Raw genomic sequence first — 20087 nt, forward strand, 5'->3', positions numbered from 1 at the left:
ATGAAGAAGACCGTGGATGCCTATTTCCCTCAAATAGCGGACATATACCAAGCTGCAAAGACGATTGGCCAGGTGGCCGAGGTTACGCCTTTACAACAGAGCATCCGTTATTCTAAAAAATATGGGGCCAATATTTTATTGAAAAGAGAAGACCTGCACCGTGTTCGGAGTTACAAGATTCGAGGTGCATATAATAAAATCAGTTCGCTTTCCAAAGAAGAATTAAAGAGAGGGGTTGTCTGCGCCAGCGCAGGTAACCATGCCCAGGGCGTGGCCTTTGCTTGTAGTCATTTGCAGGTAAAAGGAACCATTTACATGCCTGTAGTGACCCCAAGACAAAAAATAGACCAGACCATGATGTTTGGCGGCGATTGGGTAAAGGTGGTTTTGGAGGGAGATACCTTTGATGATTCCAATAAAGCAGCCCAATTATTTTGCGAGGAGGAAGGAAAAACCTTTGTCCACCCGTTTGATGATGAAAAAATCATTGAAGGACAAGCAACTGTGGGATTGGAATTGCTTCAGCAGACCGATGTTCCAATTGACTATGTTTTTGTTGCCGTAGGGGGTGGGGGATTGGCCTCTGGACTTTGTGCCACCTTTCATGCATTGTCCCCAAGTACCAAGATTATTGGAGTGGAGCCCCAAGGAGCCCCTTCCATGAAAGAATCCATCGACAATGGAAAACTAGTGGAGCTTCAACAGATTGACAAGTTTATTGATGGGGCCGCTGTTCAGAAAGTGGGGCAATTGACCTTTCCTATTTGTAGAGACTATCTTCACAAAATGGCGACTGTTCCCGAAGGGAAAGCCTGTCAGGTTATATTGGATTTGTATAATCGGGATGCCATTGTGGTGGAACCAGCAGGGGCATTGACTATTGCCGCATTGGATGATTTTTCCGATGAAATCAAGGGCAAGAATGTGGTCTGCATCATCAGCGGAAGCAACAACGACATTACCCGAACCGCCGAAATTAAGGAGCGTGCTTTGTTGTACGCCAATTTAAAGCACTATTTTATTGTGAGGTTTCCGCAACGTCCGGGAGCACTCAAAGAATTTGTTGCTGACATCTTGGGGCCTAACGATGACATTACTCATTTTGAATACTCCAAGAAATCGAGTAGGGAAAATGCCCCCGCAGTGGTGGGCATAGAACTAAAATCGGCAGAAGACCTGGAACCTTTGATCAAGAGGATGAAGGCCAACAACTTCTTTGGGGATTATCTCAATAATAAGCCTGATCTTTTTCAGTATCTGGTGTGACCTTTTTAACAAATTCTGAGCTTATTTTGAAACTGGTGTAAACTCTATCGTTTTCGATGGGAAACCTTTGAAAACAAGCCGATTTACAGCTATTTTTATGTTAGCTTTGTGATGAATGGGCGACTTTTTTTGAACACTAACAACAATAATCACAACCTATGCCTGCAACTAAAACTAAAATACCCGAAGCATTTCAAATTACTCAAGAAATCCACCAAGGAACCTACCTGGTCAATGGTGAACTCCGTAAATGGGAGGGCAGCACAACCCCTGTGGTTTCTACAATTTCTTCCACCAATGATTATGCCCCTACCACTTTGGGCAGTATTCCCGATATGGGAGAGCCTGAAGCCATGGAGGCCCTTGATGCGGCATTGGCGGCTTACGACAAAGGGCAAGGTGTATGGCCCACCATGAAAGTGAAGGACCGCATTGAATGCATGGAATCCTTTGTGAAGAAAATGGAGCAAAAGCGCGATGAGGTGGTGAAATTACTGATGTGGGAGATTGGCAAGTCGCTGCCAGATTCCTATAAGGAATTTGATCGTACCGTAGAGTATATTTATGATACCATTGAGGAATATAAGCAGTTGGATAGGGATAGCGCCAAGTTTCAAAAGCATGATGGGGTCTATGCCCATATTCGTAGAGGGCCACTGGGAGTGGTACTCTGTTTGGGACCATATAACTACCCGTTGAACGAAACTTTTGCATTGTTGATTCCTGCCATCATTATGGGGAACACTACTGTATTTAAACCTGCAAAACATGGAGTTTTGTTGATTACACCCCTTTTGGAAGCTTTTAAGAGTAGTTTTCCTAAAGGCGTGGTAAATATTCTTTTCGGAAGAGGGAGGGCCGTGGCGGCCCCCATTATGAAAACAGGCAAAGTAGACGTCTTGGCCCTTATAGGCAATAGTAAATCGGCCAATGCATTACAAGAACAGCATCCCAAGAGCAACAGATTGCGCTTGGTGTTGGGCTTGGAAGCCAAGAACCCGGCCATTGTATTGCCCGATGCCGATTTGGACCTCACTATCAATGAATGTATTGCCGGTACGCTGTCCTTTAATGGACAACGTTGTACGGCGCTCAAAGTGGTCTATGTACACGAGGATATCAAGGAAGAGTTCCTAAAGCGTTTCTCAGAAAAAGTCGATGCTCTTAAGTTTGGAAACCCGTGGGATGAGGGAGTGAACCTTACCCCGCTCCCAGAGCCCGGGAAGCCTGCCTATATCCAAGAACTATTGGATGATGCTAAAACAAAAGGGGCCAAGGTGATGAACAAAAAAGGAGGAAAACATTTTGATAACTACATCTGGCCAGCAGTGTTATATCCGGTTTCCAAGGATATGCGGGTGTATGAAGAAGAGCAGTTTGGACCCATAATTCCCGTTGTTTCGTTCAAGGACATTGAGGAACCTTTGGATGATATGGCCGAAAGCAACTATGGTCAGCAGGTGAGTTTGTTCGGGAAGGATGTGTATACACTTTCACCGCTTATTGATTCATTGGCGAACCTCGTTTGTCGGGTGAATTTGAACAGCTCCTGCCAGCGTGGCCCGGATGTGTACCCGTTTACGGGGCGAAAGGATTCAGCCCAGTCCACCTTGAGTGTACATGATGCCCTGCGTTCGTTCTCCATACGGACTTTTGTAGCCTTTAAGGACAACGACCTCAACAATGAGACCATTGAACAGTTGTTGGAGGCCAAGGTGAGCAACTTTTTAAGTACGGATTATATTTTGTAAAAGCCAAGTTTTTGCAATACGCAATTAACAATAGCTCAATGTCATTTCGACAGAGTCCCGATGGATATCGGGACAACGAGAAATCTCTTTTTCATCCATGTTTTGATTAATGTTGTGAGTAAGGTGTTTAGATTTCTCACATTTTCCTTCGACTTCGCTCAGGATGACAGTTCGAAATGACAGGAGCTTTTCGATGTCATTTCGACAGAGTCCCGGTGGTAATCGGGACGACGAGAAATCTCTTTTTCATCCATGTTTTGATTAATGTTGTGAGTGAGGTGTTTGGATTTCTCACATTCTCCTTCGACCACCCCTTCGACTTCGCTCAGGGCAGGGCTCAGGATGACAGTTCGAAATGACAGGAACGCTTCGATGTCATTTCGAGTAAGTCGCGATGGTTATCGGGACAACGAGAAATCTCTAGTATTACTTAGATGTTAAAAAAAAGCCTTGGATTTTTCCAAGGCTTTTTTTTATGAAATCATAAGGTTAGGGTCGGTATACTTTTGCCCTGTCGCCAAATCTTTCTACGGTTTCTATGGCATCAACAAGTCCTTTTAAATAATAGTTGAAGCTTCCAGAGAAGATGGTGTTGGAGTCCAATGTGTTATAAGCCTTTATTTTTTGGACATGCTGTCTGGCAGCATTCACATCATTTAAAAACAAATAGGTCAATCCTAAATTATAATTGATAATATCAGTCATCTCAGGGTTGGATGAAAATGTATTCAATTCATTTTTCCAGCTTTCCAGCGCTAGTCCCAATGAGGGAAGTATCTCTTCCATTGAAGTCTGTTTCTTTTTGTTGAAAGAGGTCAAAGCATTGATATTATTAGCCACATTGTCAGCTAAATCATTAAATGATGAATAAGATTTGTCCTTGATCCCAAATGAGGCGGCATACATATCCAAGCGTTGATCAACAAAATGATTGGTAAGCTGTTTCCCTGCTTCTTCAATAAAATATTCCAATATTACGGCTTCATATTTTTCAATTCTTTTTTCTAATAATGCTTTCTTTTTTTCTGGTTTCTTGGTCATTTTGAACTTTAGCTTAAAGGAAGGGTTAACAAAGAAATGTCTTAAACGCAATAGGTTTGTGGGACCATCATGGTCATCTAATAGAAACCTTAGTTCTTCGTTCATTAGAAGGTTATTATTCATGTCACGGACTTCTAGATTGGCAGTTACATTGATTTCTCCCAATATGCTTTCTTGGTCGCTATAGTCTATATCCACCTGTACATTTTCCATTTGTACAGGGTTGGTGGTCAATTCAATTATAAATTGAGGATTGGAGTTGGTTCTGGCTATCGGGTAGCTGAAAGGTTCCATATATCTCTCAACCCAAGCGTTGATAGTATCCTGATGCGCTTTTTGAATTGCAATTTGACTTTCGACCCTATCTTCTATATCAAGTTTTAATCCAACATTTATCTCATCCCAAAAATCCAAAGGATCCAAATCCGTATCTACATTAATTGTATAGTGGGTGTATTCCTCTGGCAATGCATTTAAGGGTGAAATAGTATACTGCCAGCCAATCGGATTTTTGGTGGTCTTTACTTTTTTTTGGGAGAAACTGGCAAAGCAGCTAAGAAGGAGTGCCAGTACAGTTAGTTTTTTCATCATGAATTTTTTAATGTTTTTCCAAAGGAATACAAAGACAGGAGGTAATTCTGGTACGGATTTATGGATGCCCTGTTTGGATTGATCTATGTTTGTTTCGGGTTGACGGTCTGTGGCCAATGGGAACCGATAAGTGTTTACCGCAACCTATTTTCCACTTGCAAGACGGTAGTTCGTCGTTTTAAGAAGGTCAAAACTATAAAACTGACCCCTGAAACGATAAAACCTCCCAAAAAGATAAGATTGAAGTTGGTGCCCCCTATAATGAGCTCTCCAATCACATCAAAAACAAAAAAGATGACAAAGAGATTAAAGAGACCATTTTTCTCCTGCTTCAAGACTTTTTTCCAATTGAAGGTCATGATGGGGCGTCTATAATTTTTAAAATCGGGTATAAAGGCTGGAACCCTTTCGGACCAATGTAGATAGGTCATCCCAAACTTCTTGCGTAAAAATTGCTCTTCGGCGAACATGATACGCTCATAATATACCCAGAAAAGGAAACAGAACGCCATGATAAACCAAAAATTCCCGGTCAATAGGGCTGGCCCCAACCACATAAAGAAGTTGCCCAAGTAGAGTGGGTGACGCACTATGGAATAAATACCAGTTGTGTTTAATGTATCGGCCACTTGACCCTTTACATTACGGCCTGATGTGTTCTTGGGAACATAGCCAATGGTGATGACCCTAATGAATTGCCCCAGAATTCCTACGACCAAACAAAAGAGACCATAGTAGAATTCGTATGGGGTGCCTTTAAGGAAAAATGTTTCGGGGTGTATTTCAGTATTAATGTATAAGCCTGCCCCAATGACAATAATAATTATGGGTAAATAGCTTCGGTGTCGAAATAACCAAATGCCCTGTTGTTCAAATTCCTCTTGTAGTGCCATCTTAATATTTTTGAGATTTTGTTGGGCACCAAAACTATTATGGCTTATCACAAAAAATGGGATGTAATTGACGGATACGGGTTTTGGGTTGACGTAGTGGGGTTTTGAGTTGAAGAGACTTCTTTTGTCTCATAAAAAAAGCCCCAAAATGGGGCTCTTTAAGTTGATTTTTATAGGATTGGTTAAATATTGGAAGCCAACCAGTCCCCGACATCACTGGTACCGTAAGATTTACCGCCTTCGGCCAAATCTTCGGTTACTACGCCTTCAGCCAATGACTTGTTGACAACAGCACGAATTACCTCAGCTTCATCAATTAGGTCAAGGTCTTCAAATAACATGGCCGCCGAAAGCACGGTTGCCAGTGGGTTGGCAATATTCTTGCCTGCTGCCTGTGGATATGAACCGTGAATAGGTTCGTAAAGCGATACTTTGCTGCCTACCGAGGAGGAAGGCATCAACCCCATGGAACCAGAAATTACCGAAGCTTCATCGGTTAGGATATCACCAAAGAGGTTGGCGGTGATTATAACATCGTAGGCTTTGGGCCATTGTACCAAACGCATGGCGACTGCATCTACAAATTCGTAGGACACTTCCACTTCTGGGTACTCCTTTTCCATGTTCTGTACCGTTTCGCGCCATAATCTAGAGGATTCCAAAACATTGGCCTTATCCACACAACAAAGCTTTTTGGAGCGTTTTAGAGCCATTTCAAAGCCTTTGCGGGCTAATCGCTCTATCTCAAACCGTTGATAGGTCATGGTGTCAAAGGCAGTGTTCCCGTTGTCCTTTCTTCCTCTTTCCCCAAAATAAACTCCTCCTGTAAGCTCTCTAAGAATGATAAGGTCGGTGCCCTCGATACGTTCTCTTTTCAAAGGGGATTTGTCAATCAATGAAGGAAAGGTAAATGTGGGCCGTACATTGGCAAAAAGTCCCAATTTTTGACGCATTTTCAGCAACCCTTGCTCAGGACGTACCTTGGCAGATGGGTCATTGTCAAAACGAGGATGGCCTATGGCTCCAAAAAGTACGGCATCGGCGTTTGCGCAGACTTCATGGGTTTCGTCAGGGTAGGGCTCTCCTACGGCATCAATGGCAGCAGCACCGGTAAGTGCAGGCGTCCAATTGATGTCATGTCCGAATTTTTTTGCAACGGCATTGGATACTTTTACAGCTTGGTCTATTACTTCGGGGCCGATTCCATCCCCGGCCAATAGGGCTATGTTCAATTTCATTTCTTTAATTATCAGTTTTCAACAATCACAATTATCTATACTAGGTTGAGCATTTTCTCTGTGGCCTTTATGGCCGATACGGTCTGGTCGGAGTCCAATCCACGCGTAGTGAACTCATTTTCCTTGGTCTGCCAAGTGATAATGGTCTCACAAAGGGCATCCGAATTGCTCCCAGGAGGGATTCTAACGGCATAGTCCACCAGCTTGGGCAGTTCCCTTCCTTCTTTTTTGTACACTTTTTTCAACGCGTTGATAAAGGCATCGAACTGTCCATCTCCCTGTGCATTTTCCTCATAGCTCTTTCCTTCAATTTCAATGGAAAGGGTAGTGGAGGGCTTCAGTCCTTTGGAGTGGGTGAGCACATAGGATTTCACAAACACCTTTTGTTGATGGAGGTCGCTGTCCAACACATCGGAAATGATGTAGGGAAGGTCATCCTTGGTGACACGTTCTTTTTTGTCGCCCAATTCTATGATGCGCTCAGTAACTTTTTTGAGTTCTTCGTCATTTAACGTTAAGCCAAGCTCTTGAAGGTTCTTTTGAATGTTGGCCTTGCCTGATGTTTTGCCTAAAGCATATTTCCGCTTTCTACCGAAACGCTCTGGCAATAAATCATTAAAGTAAAGATTCTTTTTGCTGTCTCCATCTGCATGTATACCAGCAGTTTGGGTAAATACATTATCTCCAACAATGGGTTTGTTGTCCGGGATGCCAAATCCGGTAAATGCCGATACCAACTTGCTCACTTTGTACAGCGAGGATTCCTTGACCCCGATGGAGATTTCAGGCATGAAATCATTAATAACTGCTACAACACTTGCCAATGGGGCGTTTCCTGCCCGTTCCCCCATTCCATTTACAGTAAGGTGTAGCCCGTGGGCACCTGCCTTAAGAGCTTCCATGACATTGGCCACGCTTAGATCGTAATCATTATGCCCATGAAAATCGAAATGTGAGTTTGGATATTTTTCAATGATCTCTTTGAAAAATAGGCCTGTCTCACCATGGGTCAATACCCCTAAGGTGTCGGGCAATAAAATTCGTTTTACGGGTTGGGCGGTAAGAAAATCCAAAAATTGGTAAACATACTCTTTGGAATTTCGCATACCATTGCTCCAATCTTCAAGATAAACATTGGTTTCAATGCCCAGTTCCTGGGCTTTTTGGATTACAGCGGCAATTTCTGAAAAATGTTGCTCGGGTGTTTTCTTGAGTTGATGGGTAAGATGATTCAGTGACCCCTTGGTTAGCAAGTTTTGCACCTTGGCACCAGCTTTTACCATCCAATCCAAGGATACACCATTGTCCACAAAGGTAAGCACCTCCACTTTGGAAATATAACCTTCGGTAGCGGCCCATTCCGTGATGTTCTGTACTGCCTTAAGCTCTCCTTCGGAAACACGTGCGGATGCAACTTCGATGCGATCTACCCGAAGTTCTTCCAACAGCAACTTTGCCAATGTGAGCTTCTCGGAGACTGAAAACGAAACCCCAGAGGTTTGTTCACCATCCCTAAGGGTGGTGTCCATGATTTCAACGGTGCGTGCCTTCATTTTTACGTTACTGACGGGTTTTTTGCTGCCTACAAAGGAGTTTTTTCGGCAAATTCCTCGATATCATTTTTGATGTTCAACAAGTAGTCAATATCATCAAAACCGTTGAGCATATTTTGTTTTTTATATCCGTTGATTTCAAAGCTTTCGCTTTCACCAGTTTCTAAAATGGTGATTTTTTGTTCAGGAAGGTTTACTTCCAACTCTGTATTGGGGTTGGATTCAATGGCCGTAAAAATCTTGTCCAAAAATTCTGGGCTTACCTGCACGGGCAAAACCCCAATGTTCAAGCAGTTATTCCTAAAAATATCAGCAAAGAAACTGGAAACCACACAACGGAATCCGTAATCGTATACAGCCCAAGCGGCATGTTCTCGGGATGACCCGGAACCAAAGTTTTTTCCACCTACCAGTATTTTTCCACTGTAGATGGGGTTGTTCAGTACAAAATGCTCTTTTGGGGTGTCATCTGAATTATACCTCCAGTCGCGAAACAAATTGTCCCCAAAACCTTTACGTTCCGTGGCTTTAAGGAATCGGGCTGGGATGATTTGGTCAGTATCCACGTTTTCAATGGGCATGGGTACCGCCGAACTTTTTAATATGTTGAATTTATCGTATGCCATGTTTTTTCAATTTTCAGTTGACAATTACCAATTAACAATAGGTTGTTCCTTTGTGTATTGATAATTGTTCATTGTTTATTGCCAATTGTACATTGTTTATTGTTATGCGAACGCTTCTTCCATGAGTTCCCTTGGGTCGGTGACCTTTCCGGTAACCGCCGCCGCCGCCGCTACTAATGGACTGGCCAAAAGTGTACGTGCTCCAGGACCTTGTCTTCCTTCAAAGTTTCGGTTGGAGGTGCTCACGGCATATTTTCCAGCGGGAATCTTATCATCGTTCATGGCCAAACAGGCGGAACATCCGGGTTCACGAAGCTCAAAACCAGCTTCTTGAAGAACGTCCAAAATACCTTCTTCCTTAATGGCTGCTTCCACTTGGTGGGAACCGGGAACCAACCATGCGGTCACATGGTCTGCTTTTTTTCTCCCTTTAATGATGGAGGCAAAGGCTCTAAAGTCCTCAATCCTACCATTGGTACAGCTTCCCAAGAAAACAAAATCAATGGGTTTTCCGATCATGGCCTCACCTTCGTTGAAGTCCATGTACTCCAAGGACTTTTTATAAGTGGCCACACCACCTTCAACGGCTTCCGCAAGCGGAATGTATTTTTGGATACCCATTCCCATTCCCGGGTTGGTTCCGTAGGTAATCATCGGTTCTATATCACTGGCATTGAAGGAAAGTTCCTTGTCAAAAACAGCATCTTCATCGGAATATAAAGTTTTCCAATATTCCATTGCAGTATCCCAATCATGGCCTTTTGGAGTGTATTCGCGACCTTTAATGTATTCAAAAGTCTTATCGTCAGGAGCAATCATCCCGCCACGGGCACCCATTTCAATACTCAAGTTGCAAACGGTCATTCTACCTTCCATGGACATGTTCCTGAACACTTCCCCGGCATATTCCACAAAATATCCGGTTGCACCGGAAGTAGTCAATTGGGAGATGATGTATAAGGCCACATCTTTGGGGGTAACCGCTTTGCTAAGAGTTCCATCCACATTGATGCGCATTCTTTTGGGTTTGGGTTGCATAATGCATTGGGTGGAAAGCACCATTTCCACTTCGCTGGTTCCAATTCCGAAGGCAATGGCTCCAAATGCACCATGGGTGGAAGTGTGTGAATCCCCACAAACTATGGTTGCTCCGGGAACCGTAATCCCATTTTCTGGCCCAATGACGTGCACAATTCCATTTTTCTTATGTCCAAGACCCCAATATGGGATGTTATGGGCTTTGGAATTTTCTTCCAATGCTTTTAGTTGATTGGCCGATAATTTATCCTTGACCGGTAAATGTTGATTTCGGGTAGGGGTGTTGTGATCTGCCGTAGCAAATGTACGTTCAGGGTACAGTACTTTGATGCCTCTATTCTTCAATCCCAAAAAAGCTACGGGACTTGTTACTTCATGCACCAAATGCCTGTCAATAAAAAGAACATCTGGACCATTCTCAATATGTTGGACCACATGGGAATCCCAAACTTTATCAAATAGTGTTTTACTCATCGTTGCATTCAATAATTGGTAAGCCAACAAATTTAAGGTACGAATAAAAACTTGCGAGCTTTTTGTGTTTAAAATTACGATGTTCAACTCCATTTTTTATAGAAAACATCGAATGTTAACAAAAGCGGGCGTAGTATTTTCAAATATCACTTTGGGGAATCCTTCAACTTTAAAGTGCACAAGGTAAATGATTGTTATTTAACATGTTCCAGTATTATTTAACATTGTTGTAACGCTATCCAAGCCTGAAGCTGCATACTTTAGGACATCAACTTGAAAGTTTATTCATTAACTACATCAAAAAAACGAACCATGAGAAAATTTTACACGGCCTTTTCGGCCACAATTCTAATGACCGTATTTCTTATGTCCAGTACCGCTTTTGCGCAATTGGACTTTTTACCACGGGGAAGTCAAATGGCAAAAGTTTTCCAACGGATAGGAAATACGGATGTCACCATCGTTTACTCCCGACCTAGCGTAAATGAGAGGGAAGTCTGGGGAGCATTGGTCCCGTATGGGATGAACAATTTTGGATTTGGGACCGCAGAGCAATCCCCATGGCGTGCAGGAGCCAATGAAAATACCATTTTTAAGACTACTCACGACCTTACCATTGGTGGAAAAAACCTTCCAGCGGGTAAGTACGGACTGCACATGATTGTAAATGAAAACAATACCGCTACGGTTATTTTTTCGAAGAATCATGGGGCTTGGGGCAGTTACTTTTATGACCCTGCTGAAGATGCCCTTCGCGTGGATGTTGAAACTCTGGAAGTTTCCCATGTGGAGCAACTTACCTTTGGTTTTGACCAAGTGGATGCCAACTCTGCGGTAGCTTCATTGAGTTGGGAGAAAAAGAAAATTCCATTTAAGGTTGAAACCGATGTTACCCAAAACATATTGGCAGAGATTCGCCAGCAATTGCAGACAAGCCCGGGATTCAATAGGCAAAGTTGGGAACAGGCTGCTAATTATGCCCTGAACAATGGAGGTGATTTGGATGAGGCCTTAGGTTGGGCAAATGCTGCCATTGAGGGACAATTTTTTAGTGAAAAGAATTTTAACAACTTGAGCATTAAATCCCAAATTTTGGAGCGACAGGGGAAAGCTGCAGAGGCTAAAGCGGTAATGGATGAAGCCATGCCATTGGGTACGGTATTTGAAATTCATGGTTACGGACGGCAACTGATTGCACAAGGGAAAAAAGATGAAGCCCTGGCGGTGTTCCAGTGGAATGCGAAAAATCATAAGGGCACCTGGCCAGTGGATTACGGATTGGCCAGGGGCTATTCTGCGGTAGGGGACTATAAAAACGCCTTAAAACACCTTAAAGTGGCCGAAGGTCGTGCCCCAGACCAATTGAACAAGGATGCCATAGCTGCCAATATTACTAGACTACAAGAAGGATCGGACATTAATTGATGTTCAATTCGACATAGAAAGACAAAGCCCGGTATTGATCGGGCTTTTTTTAGCTGATATAATTCCAAATAGTCTTGTTCTGCATCATTTTGGAATAGGCGATAAGTATGGGCTTGTTTTCTTCTTTTTCCAATCTTGGGTCTTGCTTTAGTAATTGAACGGCGTGGTAGCGTGCCGTTTTCAAGATTTGGTTATCCTTGACAATATCGGCAATCTTAAGATTGAGCATGCCGCTTTGTTGGGTTCCCATTAAATCCCCCGGGCCACGGAGTTTTAGGTCTACTTCGGCAATTTCAAAACCATCGTTGGTACGCACCATGGTCTGTAGCCGGGTTTTGGAATCTTCAGAAAGTTTGTGTCCCGTCATCAAAATACAGAAACTTTGTTCGGCACCACGACCCACACGCCCGCGGAGCTGGTGCATCTGGGAGAGCCCAAAACGTTCTGCACTCTCTATGATCATTACCGAGGCATTGGGAACGTTCACCCCAACTTCAATCACCGTAGTAGCCACCATAATTTGGGTTTCGCCCTTTACAAAGCGTTCCATTTCATAATCCTTGTCGGCGGGCTTCATTTTTCCATGGACAATGGATATTTGGTATTGTGGTTGCGGAAAATCCCGGACAATGCTTTCGTAACCATCCATCAAGTCCTTGTAATCGAGTGCTTCCGACTCTTGGATTAGGGGATATACGACATAGATTTGCCGCCCTTTCTTAATTTCATCTTTGATGAAGCGAAAAACCTTCAATCGGTTACTGTCAAAACGGTGTACAGTTTTAATGGGTTTTCGGCCTGGTGGCAATTCATCTATAACCGAAACATCCAAGTCTCCATATAAACTCATGGCCAAAGTTCTAGGGATTGGAGTGGCAGTCATTACCAATATATGGGGCGGAGTTTGGTTTTTGTGCCAAAGTTTAGATCGCTGTGCCACGCCAAACCTATGTTGCTCGTCCACAATGGCCAAGCCAAGGTTTTTAAACTGCACTTTGTCTTCCAAGACCGCATGGGTGCCCACTAAAATATTCAAATTGCCATTTTCCAGTTGATTGTGTAGTAAGGTCCGTTCCGATTTTTTGGTGGAACCCGTCAATAGGGCAATTTTCACGTCCATATTCTGCAAAAGCTCCTTGAGTCCGTTGTAATGTTGTGTGGCCAAAATTTCAGTTGGGGCCATTAAGCAGGTCTGGAAACCATTGTCTATGGCCAACAACATGCACATCAGTGCAACTATGGTTTTTCCAGAACCTACGTCACCTTGTAGGAGACGATTCATTTGTGCGTTGCTGCCCAAATCGTTTCGAATTTCCTTGATTACCCGTTTTTGGGCTTCTGTAAGGTCAAAAGGTAAGTGACTCTCAAAGAATTCGGTGAACTTTTCGCCTACAGCCTCAAACGGCATCCCTTTGATTTTCTGTTTGCGAAGCATTTTTTTGGAGATGAGCTGCATTTGCACAAAAAACAACTCTTCAAACTTTAACCGAAACTGCGCCCTGGCCAGTAAGTTTTGGTTTTTTGGGAAGTGAATGTTGAAAAGCGCTTCGCTTTTTGAAATGAGTTGTAATTCTTCCCGAATAGTATTGGATAATGACTCAGGGAACTGTGCTTTTGATTCCAAAAACAATTGCTGCATCATTTTCCCTATAACCCGATTGGTGATACCCTTGGCCACAAGCTTTTCGGTGGAAGGGTAAATGGGTTGCATGGCAATTTTTACCCCTTGTTGATGTTCGGACAGGAGCTCCATATCGGGGTGGGGCATTGAAAAGGCACTGCCATATCGTGAAACCTTACCAAAAACCACGTAAGGTTCATTGATTTTCAGATTTTCCCTTATCCATTTGTGGCCGCGGAACCAGACCAGTTCCATTTGTCCGGTTTCATCAACAAAAGTGGCGACCAAGCGTTTTCCCCGTTTCTGTTCAATCGTTTTTAGATGGATGATTTTTCCAACAATTTGGACATCGGCTCCGCTGGGCTGCAATTGGGTAATTTTGTAATACTGGGTCCTATCCAAATACCGATTGGGGAATAGATGGAGCAGGTCTCGATAGGTTTCAATACCCAGTTCTGCCTTGAGGGTATCCGCCCGGTTGGGGCCGACACCTTTTAAATAGGGAATGGGAGTTTGCAGAAAATTGGGATTCATCAAACTAAAATATGTAATTTGGAAGGACTTTTGATACGATGATGGCATGAAGCTGAGCCCGACTCTTATTTTTTTCCTATTTGTGCAATTGCTGAACGCCCAGGTTCAGGACAAGGTGGATTTTACCCATGCCAATTCTGGTATTTATGTGGATGTTGATAGTTTGAAAATAAAAGGATCGGTAGAATATTCATTTAATGTCATTTCACAACTTGACACTTTTTTTCTTGATGCTCAAAACATGAAAATCTTTAAAGTTGAGTTGAACGGAAAAGAAGTTGACTATTTGTACAATACAAAGAAGTTAATAATCCATAAGAAATTAAAACCTTCAGCAAAGAATAAGCTGTTTATCCAATATGAAACACAACCTAAACAGACAGTATATTTTTTGGGTTGGGATGATGACATTCCTGGCAATGACCAAGTTTGGACTCAAGGCCAAGGTAAATATACCAGTCATTGGTTGCCCAGCTTGGATGACATGACGGAAAAGGTAGAGTTTGACTTGGACATTACTTTGAAGGAAGACTATCAGGTCATTGCCAATGGAAAACTGAAAAAGAAAGACACACTTCCAGACTCAAAAGCTTTTCTATGGCAGTTTGATATGACAAAACCTATGAGCAGTTATCTTGTGGGGTTTGCCATTGGGGATTTCGATAAAAAAGAGCTCAAATCTTCTTCTGGAGTGCCCATTGAGCTGTATTATGAACCCAAGGACAGCCTAAAAGCTGAACCCACGTATCGGTATACCCAACACATTTTTGATTTTTTGGAGAAGGAGATCGGCGTTCCCTATCCATGGCAGAACTACAAACAGGTGCCCGTTCAGGATTTTTTGTATGCAGGCATGGAAAACACCACCTGTACCATTTTTTCCAACCAATATGTAATCGATTCCACGGCTTTTGTGGACAAAAACTACGTCAATGTAAATGCGCATGAACTTGCCCATCAATGGTTTGGAAACTTGGTGACGGAGGAGAGCGGAAGTCATCATTGGTTGCATGAGGGATTTGCTACATTCTATGCGTACTTGGCGGAAAAGGACATTTTTGGAGAAGAATATTTTTACTGGCATTTGTTGGGAACCGCAGAGGCCTTGGAACGTTTTTCGCAAGATGGTAATGGGGAGGAACTTACCAACTCTGGGGCAGGGAGCCTTACCTTTTATGAAAAAGGAGCCTGGGCATTGGTCATGCTTCAAGACAGGGTAGGGCATGCCAGTTTTAGACAAGGGATAAAGAATTATTTGACCAAATATGCTTTTCAAAATGTGACCATACCTGATTTTATGTGGGAAATGGAAAAAGCTTCTGGAATGAATCTTGCCGATTTTGAGAATACGTGGTTGCAAGATTCTGACTTTCCATTTGATCAGATAAAGACCTTTTTAATGGAAAAAAGCTCCTCCATTAAAACTTATTTTAAAATCAAGGATAGTATTGGGGAATCTAAGGTCGAAGCTGCTGCGATCTTAACGGGCCATTGGACCACTTTACGATCCAGCCAGTTAAAACATCGTTTGATTTTGGATTATGGGGTTGAATTGCCCGCCAGTTTCATTTCAAAAATCTTGCAGACCGAGGATACAAAAGTTCGCCAAGCAGTGGCACTTACTTTGTCCAATGTAGATGCAGCGTTGCAAAAGGATTTTGAGACCTTGCTTAACGATAAGAGCTATGCGACCTTGGAGCCTGCTTTATATAGACTTTGGACAGATTTTCCGGAAGAGCAAGTAAAATATCTGGACAAAGTCGATGGCGTTATTGGATTTCCGAACAAAAATATTCGTTTGCTTTGGTTGACACTGGCCTTGGTGACCCCAGAATATCGAATGGATTCAAAACCTTCCTTTTTCAAGGAATTGGGTTCATATACAAATTCCAACTATCATTTTGAGGTTCGGTTGTTGGCTTTTCAATATTTGAAAAGCATCGGGGGATTAAACGATGAAACGTTGCGGAACTTGATTGAGGCATGTGGGCATCACGTATGGCACTTTAAAAAATCGTCTCGGAACATGTTGAAGGAGTTTTTGAAAAGTGAGGGCAGCATGGCAAGATTAAAAGCACTTTATCCTTTGTTAAACCAAGAAGAACAGCAATATTTGGATAAAACTTTGGGCAAATGAGGGCATTGGTCATTTCGGGAGGAGGCAGCAAAGGGGCCTTTGCAGGTGGTGTTGCGCAGTTTTTGATTCAGGAAGCCCAACACAAGTACGATATTTTTGTGGGTACATCCACGGGAAGCCTACTGATTTCCCATTTGGCACTCAACAAGCTTGATAAAATCAAGGAAATCTATTCGTCCGTTGATCAAGATAGCATATTTAACAATTGTCCTTTCCTTATCAAAAAAAAGCATGGCGTAGAGATTATTGCCATCAACCACTGGAATGTGGTGAAAAATTTTATCAGGGGAAAGAAAACGTTTGGGGAAAGTGAAAACCTAAGGAAATTGATTAGGGAGTCCATAACCAAGGAGGAGTTCGAAGAATTGAAGGAAGGCGATATGGATGTTGTGGTCACGGTTTCCAATTTGTCCCTGAACCAGGTAGAATACAAATCTATCAACGAGTGTACCTATGATGAGTTTTGCGACTGGATCTGGATTTCATCCAATTACACACCATTTATGAGCTTGGTGAAAAAAGATGGCTGCGAATATGCCGACGGGGGGCTGGGCAGTTTAGTCCCCATAGAGGAAGCACTAAGTCGTGGCGCAACTGAAGTTGATGTAGTGGTCTTGCATACTGAGGTGAACTATCTGAACCGGATGTCTTCCAAAAATCCTTTTGACTTGATTACCACTATCTTCGGTTTTATGTTGGATAGGATAGAAAATCAAAATATACGGATAGGGAAACTCGTGGCCAACCAGCGGGATGCCATCATCAACTTTTATTACACGCCTACGGTTCTAACGACCAATTCGCTCATCTTCAACAAAGAACGGATGACCTTGTGGTGGAAAAGAGGGTATCTGTATGCCAAGAACAAAAACGAAGAGACAAGTCCAATCAATCCCGAACTTCAGGAATAGATTAATCCCATAATTCACTGACTTCTTTTTTTACATAAGCCAATGCCGTGTTGGACGGGGATTGTTTTTCCATAGTTTGATTAAGGATGTCCTCTCTAAGCTTGTCAGGGGAATCCGTTTGGCTCATCCCTGCTGAGCGAATAATTTGTATGGTAGCATTTTTAGCTGCTTTTATAATATTCCAACATTCATCGGACATATAAATTTGCTGGGAAAGGTTGTGTTCAAACTCGGTTTCAATCTGTTTGATGAGCAGATTCTCATAATCACTCTTGCTTTTTCCCTTTGGTGCCACTCGAACCACCAAGCTGTTTATGGCAATACGTTCCAAGAAAAGCACCATACGTTCATAAGCCTGTAAACGCACAGGTAGTGTATCTTTTTGGGAATCTTTGTGCAAAAGAAATCTTCTGCGGCCATCTTCATTACGGGTATGCAACCTGAAAAAATAAAAGGCAACGACCCCGGTTACAACGGCAGGTAATAAATAGGCAAAAAGCTGAAGGATGTCATCTCCACTCATAAGACAGATTGGTTTTTGTTGATTTTACAGAACAAGAACGCACCAAACTTTTAAAAAGTATCTATCTTCCCATATTATTGGGTGGCTTTGGCACTTTCTTTGGCCTTGGCGTAAAAACCTTTGTAATCTGGTTGTAATTTAATATTGATACCTTCCTTGAAGTTACCATCTTTGGCAGAAACTTGAATGCTTGTACTAGGAACCCCCAATACCGTTACCAACTCTTTGGAAACGGATACCGCTTGGTCATAAGTAGGGCCAAATTCCCCTGTAATGTTGAGCCCTTCAATTTCGGTTTTAAAAGAAGGGTTGGTCAAAATTACCTTGGATACATTGGCAAGCCATGCTTTACCAGCATCGGTTAGGGTGGTGGAGGTGTCAGAGCCAAAAAGACTGCTTAGGCTATTGGAAATAACGATTACGCCATCGCCAACACTAACATTGGCATTTTCACCTAAGGTTTGTTTAATTCGGGTCAAGGAAACAATAGCAGTGGAATCGTTTGCCGATATCATATCGTTTATACCGCTAAGCTGTTTTTCTTTTCTGGCCAAGGCAGCCATGGCGCGGTTTACATTTTCCGAATTTTGTTTTGAAAGCTCCGAGAAGTTACTCAAGTTGCCCAAGAGTGTTGCATTGGCATCCCTAAGACCTACATTTTCCACTTCCAAAGTTTCAGCTTTGGCTTTGCTGGAAGATATCTCGCGCTTGGCCTTGGCCAAATCCTGCTCAACATTTGATATTTGGGATTTTAGACTTTCAATCTCGGCCAAAAGATCGCTTTTTCTTTGTGAAAACATAGTTGCGGTCATGGCTAAGAATACAATAAGGGGTAACTTTTTTTTCATATGTGGTATGTGTATTGGTCTGTTTTAATCGACTGCTAAATTAGGATGTTTTTTTCAAAATTGGTCGTCCTCCCAAATGAGAACATTCATATAGACTTTGCATGGACTCGAACGGGACCACCACTTTTTTATATCGATACACGGCTTCGAGATCACTGCTCAGGTAATCGTCATCCACGTTTACTTGGATATCGTTCATGGTAAATTGGCAAGGGTGTTCGTAACCGGCAGCATGGGTAATTTCCAAAAACTCTTTTCTGAAGGTCTTGAAGTATTGTGCCAATCGGTCAGACTTTAAAGGTACATTTATGCCGTTCTGAAGCCATTTGTTCTGGGTGGCGATACCAGTGGGACAACGATTGGTATGGCATACTTGTGCTTGTATACAGCCTATGCTCATCATAGCCTCCCGGGCTACATTGATGCAATCTACACCCATGGCAAAGGCCATGGCCGCCTTGGCTGGAAATCCCAGTTTCCCACTTCCAATGAAAACCACTCTTTCTGTTAATCCACGGTCTGCAAAAAGTCTATAGACTGATGAGAAACCATAAGTCCATGGAAGCGAGACATGGTCTGCAAAACTTGGGGGAGCGGCACCGGTTCCTCCTTCGCCGCCATCTATGGTAATAAAGTCAGGGCCCTTTCCCGATTTTTTCATCAAATCAGCCAATTCTTCCCATTGGTCCATTTTTCCCACAGCACCCTTGATGCCTACTGGAAGTCCGGTTTCCTCGGCAATGGATTCTATGAGTTCTAAAAGCTCTGGGATAGAACTAAAGGCCTTGTGGGTTGAAGGGGAAAGTACATCTTTGCCCACTTCAACACCCCGTATCTCAGCAATTTCATGGGTTATTTTAGCACCAGGCAAAACCCCACCTTTTCCAGGTTTGGCTCCTTGTGAAAGCTTTATTTCCACTCCTTTTATACAAGGGTTTTCATCAACCAGTATTTTTAGCTTTTCCATAGAGAAGTTGCCATCTCTTGATCTTACTCCAAAATATCCTGTGCCAAAATGAAAAATAACATCACCACCCTGTTTGTGATATGGGGATAGACCTCCTTCCCCTGTATTGTGGTATGCTCCGGATTTTTCCACGCCTAGGTTCATGGCGGTTACTGCAGCAGCAGACAAAGAACCAAAACTCATGGCAGATATATTTATCACCGAAGCAGGTCGAAAAGGTTTTTTACGTTTATTGTAGGCGCCAATGACTTTTGCACAGGGTAGAAAACAAGGGTCAGATATGTTTGGGTGTTCATCTGGTATTTGATACCCTATCATGGCATTTTTCACAAAAATGTGCTGATGGGCATAGATGTCACGGTCCGTACCAAAGCCCTCATAATTATTTTCTTTTTTGGCCGAGGCATAAATCCAGGAACGTTCAATACGGTTGAAAGGTAGTTCTTCGCGATTATTGGCCACAAAATATTGACGCATTTCCGGACCAATGCTCTCCAACCAATATCGTAAATGACCTACCACTGGAAAATTATGACTGATGGTGTGCGCTTTCTGAAAAAAAACATCTCTGACAGCTACCAAAAAAAGAAAAGCAAGTATCCAACCCCACCAAGGGATACTTCCAAGAAAATCCAATATAGATTCCATAA

The 20087-nt window shown here is 42.7% G+C and carries 15 protein-coding genes; 5 read left to right on the forward strand and 10 right to left on the reverse strand.

The features are described from left to right. Together ilvA and ACP14V_RS07540 are read left to right on the forward strand one after the other, a co-directional pair. Positions 1–1266 carry a threonine ammonia-lyase IlvA gene (gene ilvA, locus ACP14V_RS07535; protein WP_272610006.1) on the forward strand — a complete coding sequence of 422 codons (1266 nt, stop codon included), beginning with the start codon at positions 1–3 and terminating at the stop codon, positions 1264–1266. Positions 1267–1424: 158 nt separating this feature from the next. Further along, on the forward strand, positions 1425–3017 hold the full coding sequence (locus ACP14V_RS07540; protein WP_272610007.1) for an NADP-dependent glyceraldehyde-3-phosphate dehydrogenase: 1593 nt from the start codon (positions 1425–1427) through the stop codon (positions 3015–3017). A gap of 489 nt (positions 3018–3506) precedes the next feature. Here ACP14V_RS07540 and ACP14V_RS07545 read toward each other — a convergent pair whose 3' ends face one another. The 6 genes from ACP14V_RS07545 to leuC form a co-directional block, all read right to left on the reverse strand. After that, on the reverse strand, positions 3507–4649 hold the full coding sequence (locus tag ACP14V_RS07545) for a hypothetical protein (protein ID WP_272610008.1): 1143 nt from the start codon (positions 4647–4649) through the stop codon (positions 3507–3509). A gap of 134 nt (positions 4650–4783) precedes the next feature. After that, positions 4784–5542, reverse strand: coding sequence for a methyltransferase family protein (locus ACP14V_RS07550; RefSeq protein WP_272610009.1), 759 nt, complete (start codon positions 5540–5542; stop codon positions 4784–4786). A gap of 182 nt (positions 5543–5724) precedes the next feature. Continuing rightward, positions 5725–6780, reverse strand: a complete 1056-nt coding sequence (gene leuB / locus ACP14V_RS07555) for a 3-isopropylmalate dehydrogenase (RefSeq protein ID WP_272610010.1) — start codon at positions 6778–6780, stop codon at positions 5725–5727. A 35-nt stretch (positions 6781–6815) separates the two neighbouring features. Then, positions 6816–8333, reverse strand: coding sequence for an alpha-isopropylmalate synthase regulatory domain-containing protein (locus ACP14V_RS07560; RefSeq protein WP_272610011.1), 1518 nt, complete (start codon positions 8331–8333; stop codon positions 6816–6818). 29 nt (positions 8334–8362) lie between these two features. Beyond that, positions 8363–8959, reverse strand: a complete 597-nt coding sequence (gene leuD, locus ACP14V_RS07565) for a 3-isopropylmalate dehydratase small subunit (RefSeq protein ID WP_272610012.1) — start codon at positions 8957–8959, stop codon at positions 8363–8365. A 102-nt stretch (positions 8960–9061) separates the two neighbouring features. Next, complete coding sequence (gene leuC, locus ACP14V_RS07570) at positions 9062–10471, reverse strand: 3-isopropylmalate dehydratase large subunit (RefSeq protein WP_272610013.1); 1410 nt, start codon at positions 10469–10471, stop codon at positions 9062–9064. Between the two features lie 312 nt (positions 10472–10783). Between leuC and ACP14V_RS07575 the strand changes: the two genes are divergently transcribed. Beyond that, positions 10784–11896 (forward strand): DUF2911 domain-containing protein, encoded by a 1113-nt coding sequence (locus ACP14V_RS07575; RefSeq protein WP_272610014.1) that lies wholly within the window; start codon positions 10784–10786, stop codon positions 11894–11896. A 49-nt stretch (positions 11897–11945) separates the two neighbouring features. Here ACP14V_RS07575 and recG read toward each other — a convergent pair whose 3' ends face one another. Continuing rightward, positions 11946–14051: an ATP-dependent DNA helicase RecG gene (gene recG, locus ACP14V_RS07580; RefSeq protein WP_272610015.1), complete on the reverse strand. Its 2106-nt coding sequence runs from the start codon at positions 14049–14051 to the stop codon at positions 11946–11948. Positions 14052–14097: 46 nt separating this feature from the next. Between recG and ACP14V_RS07585 the strand changes: the two genes are divergently transcribed. Continuing rightward, a complete protein-coding gene (locus ACP14V_RS07585) occupies positions 14098–16188 on the forward strand; it encodes a M1 family metallopeptidase (protein WP_272610016.1) in 2091 nt (696 codons plus the stop codon). After that, positions 16185–17099, forward strand: a complete 915-nt coding sequence (locus ACP14V_RS07590; protein ID WP_136566910.1) for a patatin-like phospholipase family protein — start codon at positions 16185–16187, stop codon at positions 17097–17099. Before ACP14V_RS07585 ends, ACP14V_RS07590 begins: the two co-directional genes overlap by 4 nt. Position 17100: 1 nt before the next feature. On the opposite strand, the gene ACP14V_RS07595 is transcribed toward ACP14V_RS07590, so the two are convergent. From ACP14V_RS07595 to ACP14V_RS07605, 3 genes are all read right to left on the reverse strand, one after another. Further along, positions 17101–17622, reverse strand: coding sequence for a hypothetical protein (locus ACP14V_RS07595; protein WP_136566911.1), 522 nt, complete (start codon positions 17620–17622; stop codon positions 17101–17103). A 74-nt stretch (positions 17623–17696) separates the two neighbouring features. Then, the gene (locus ACP14V_RS07600; RefSeq protein ID WP_272610017.1) at positions 17697–18470 is read right to left on the reverse strand and encodes a hypothetical protein; all 774 of its coding nucleotides are present in this window, start codon (positions 18468–18470) and stop codon (positions 17697–17699) included. Between the two features lie 40 nt (positions 18471–18510). Beyond that, a complete protein-coding gene (locus tag ACP14V_RS07605; RefSeq protein WP_272610018.1) occupies positions 18511–20085 on the reverse strand; it encodes an FMN-binding glutamate synthase family protein in 1575 nt (524 codons plus the stop codon). Between the last annotated feature and the right edge of the window lie 2 nt (positions 20086–20087).

This window comes from Flagellimonas alvinocaridis (assembly GCF_965248585.1).
Lineage (GTDB): Bacteria > Bacteroidota > Bacteroidia > Flavobacteriales > Flavobacteriaceae > Flagellimonas > Flagellimonas alvinocaridis.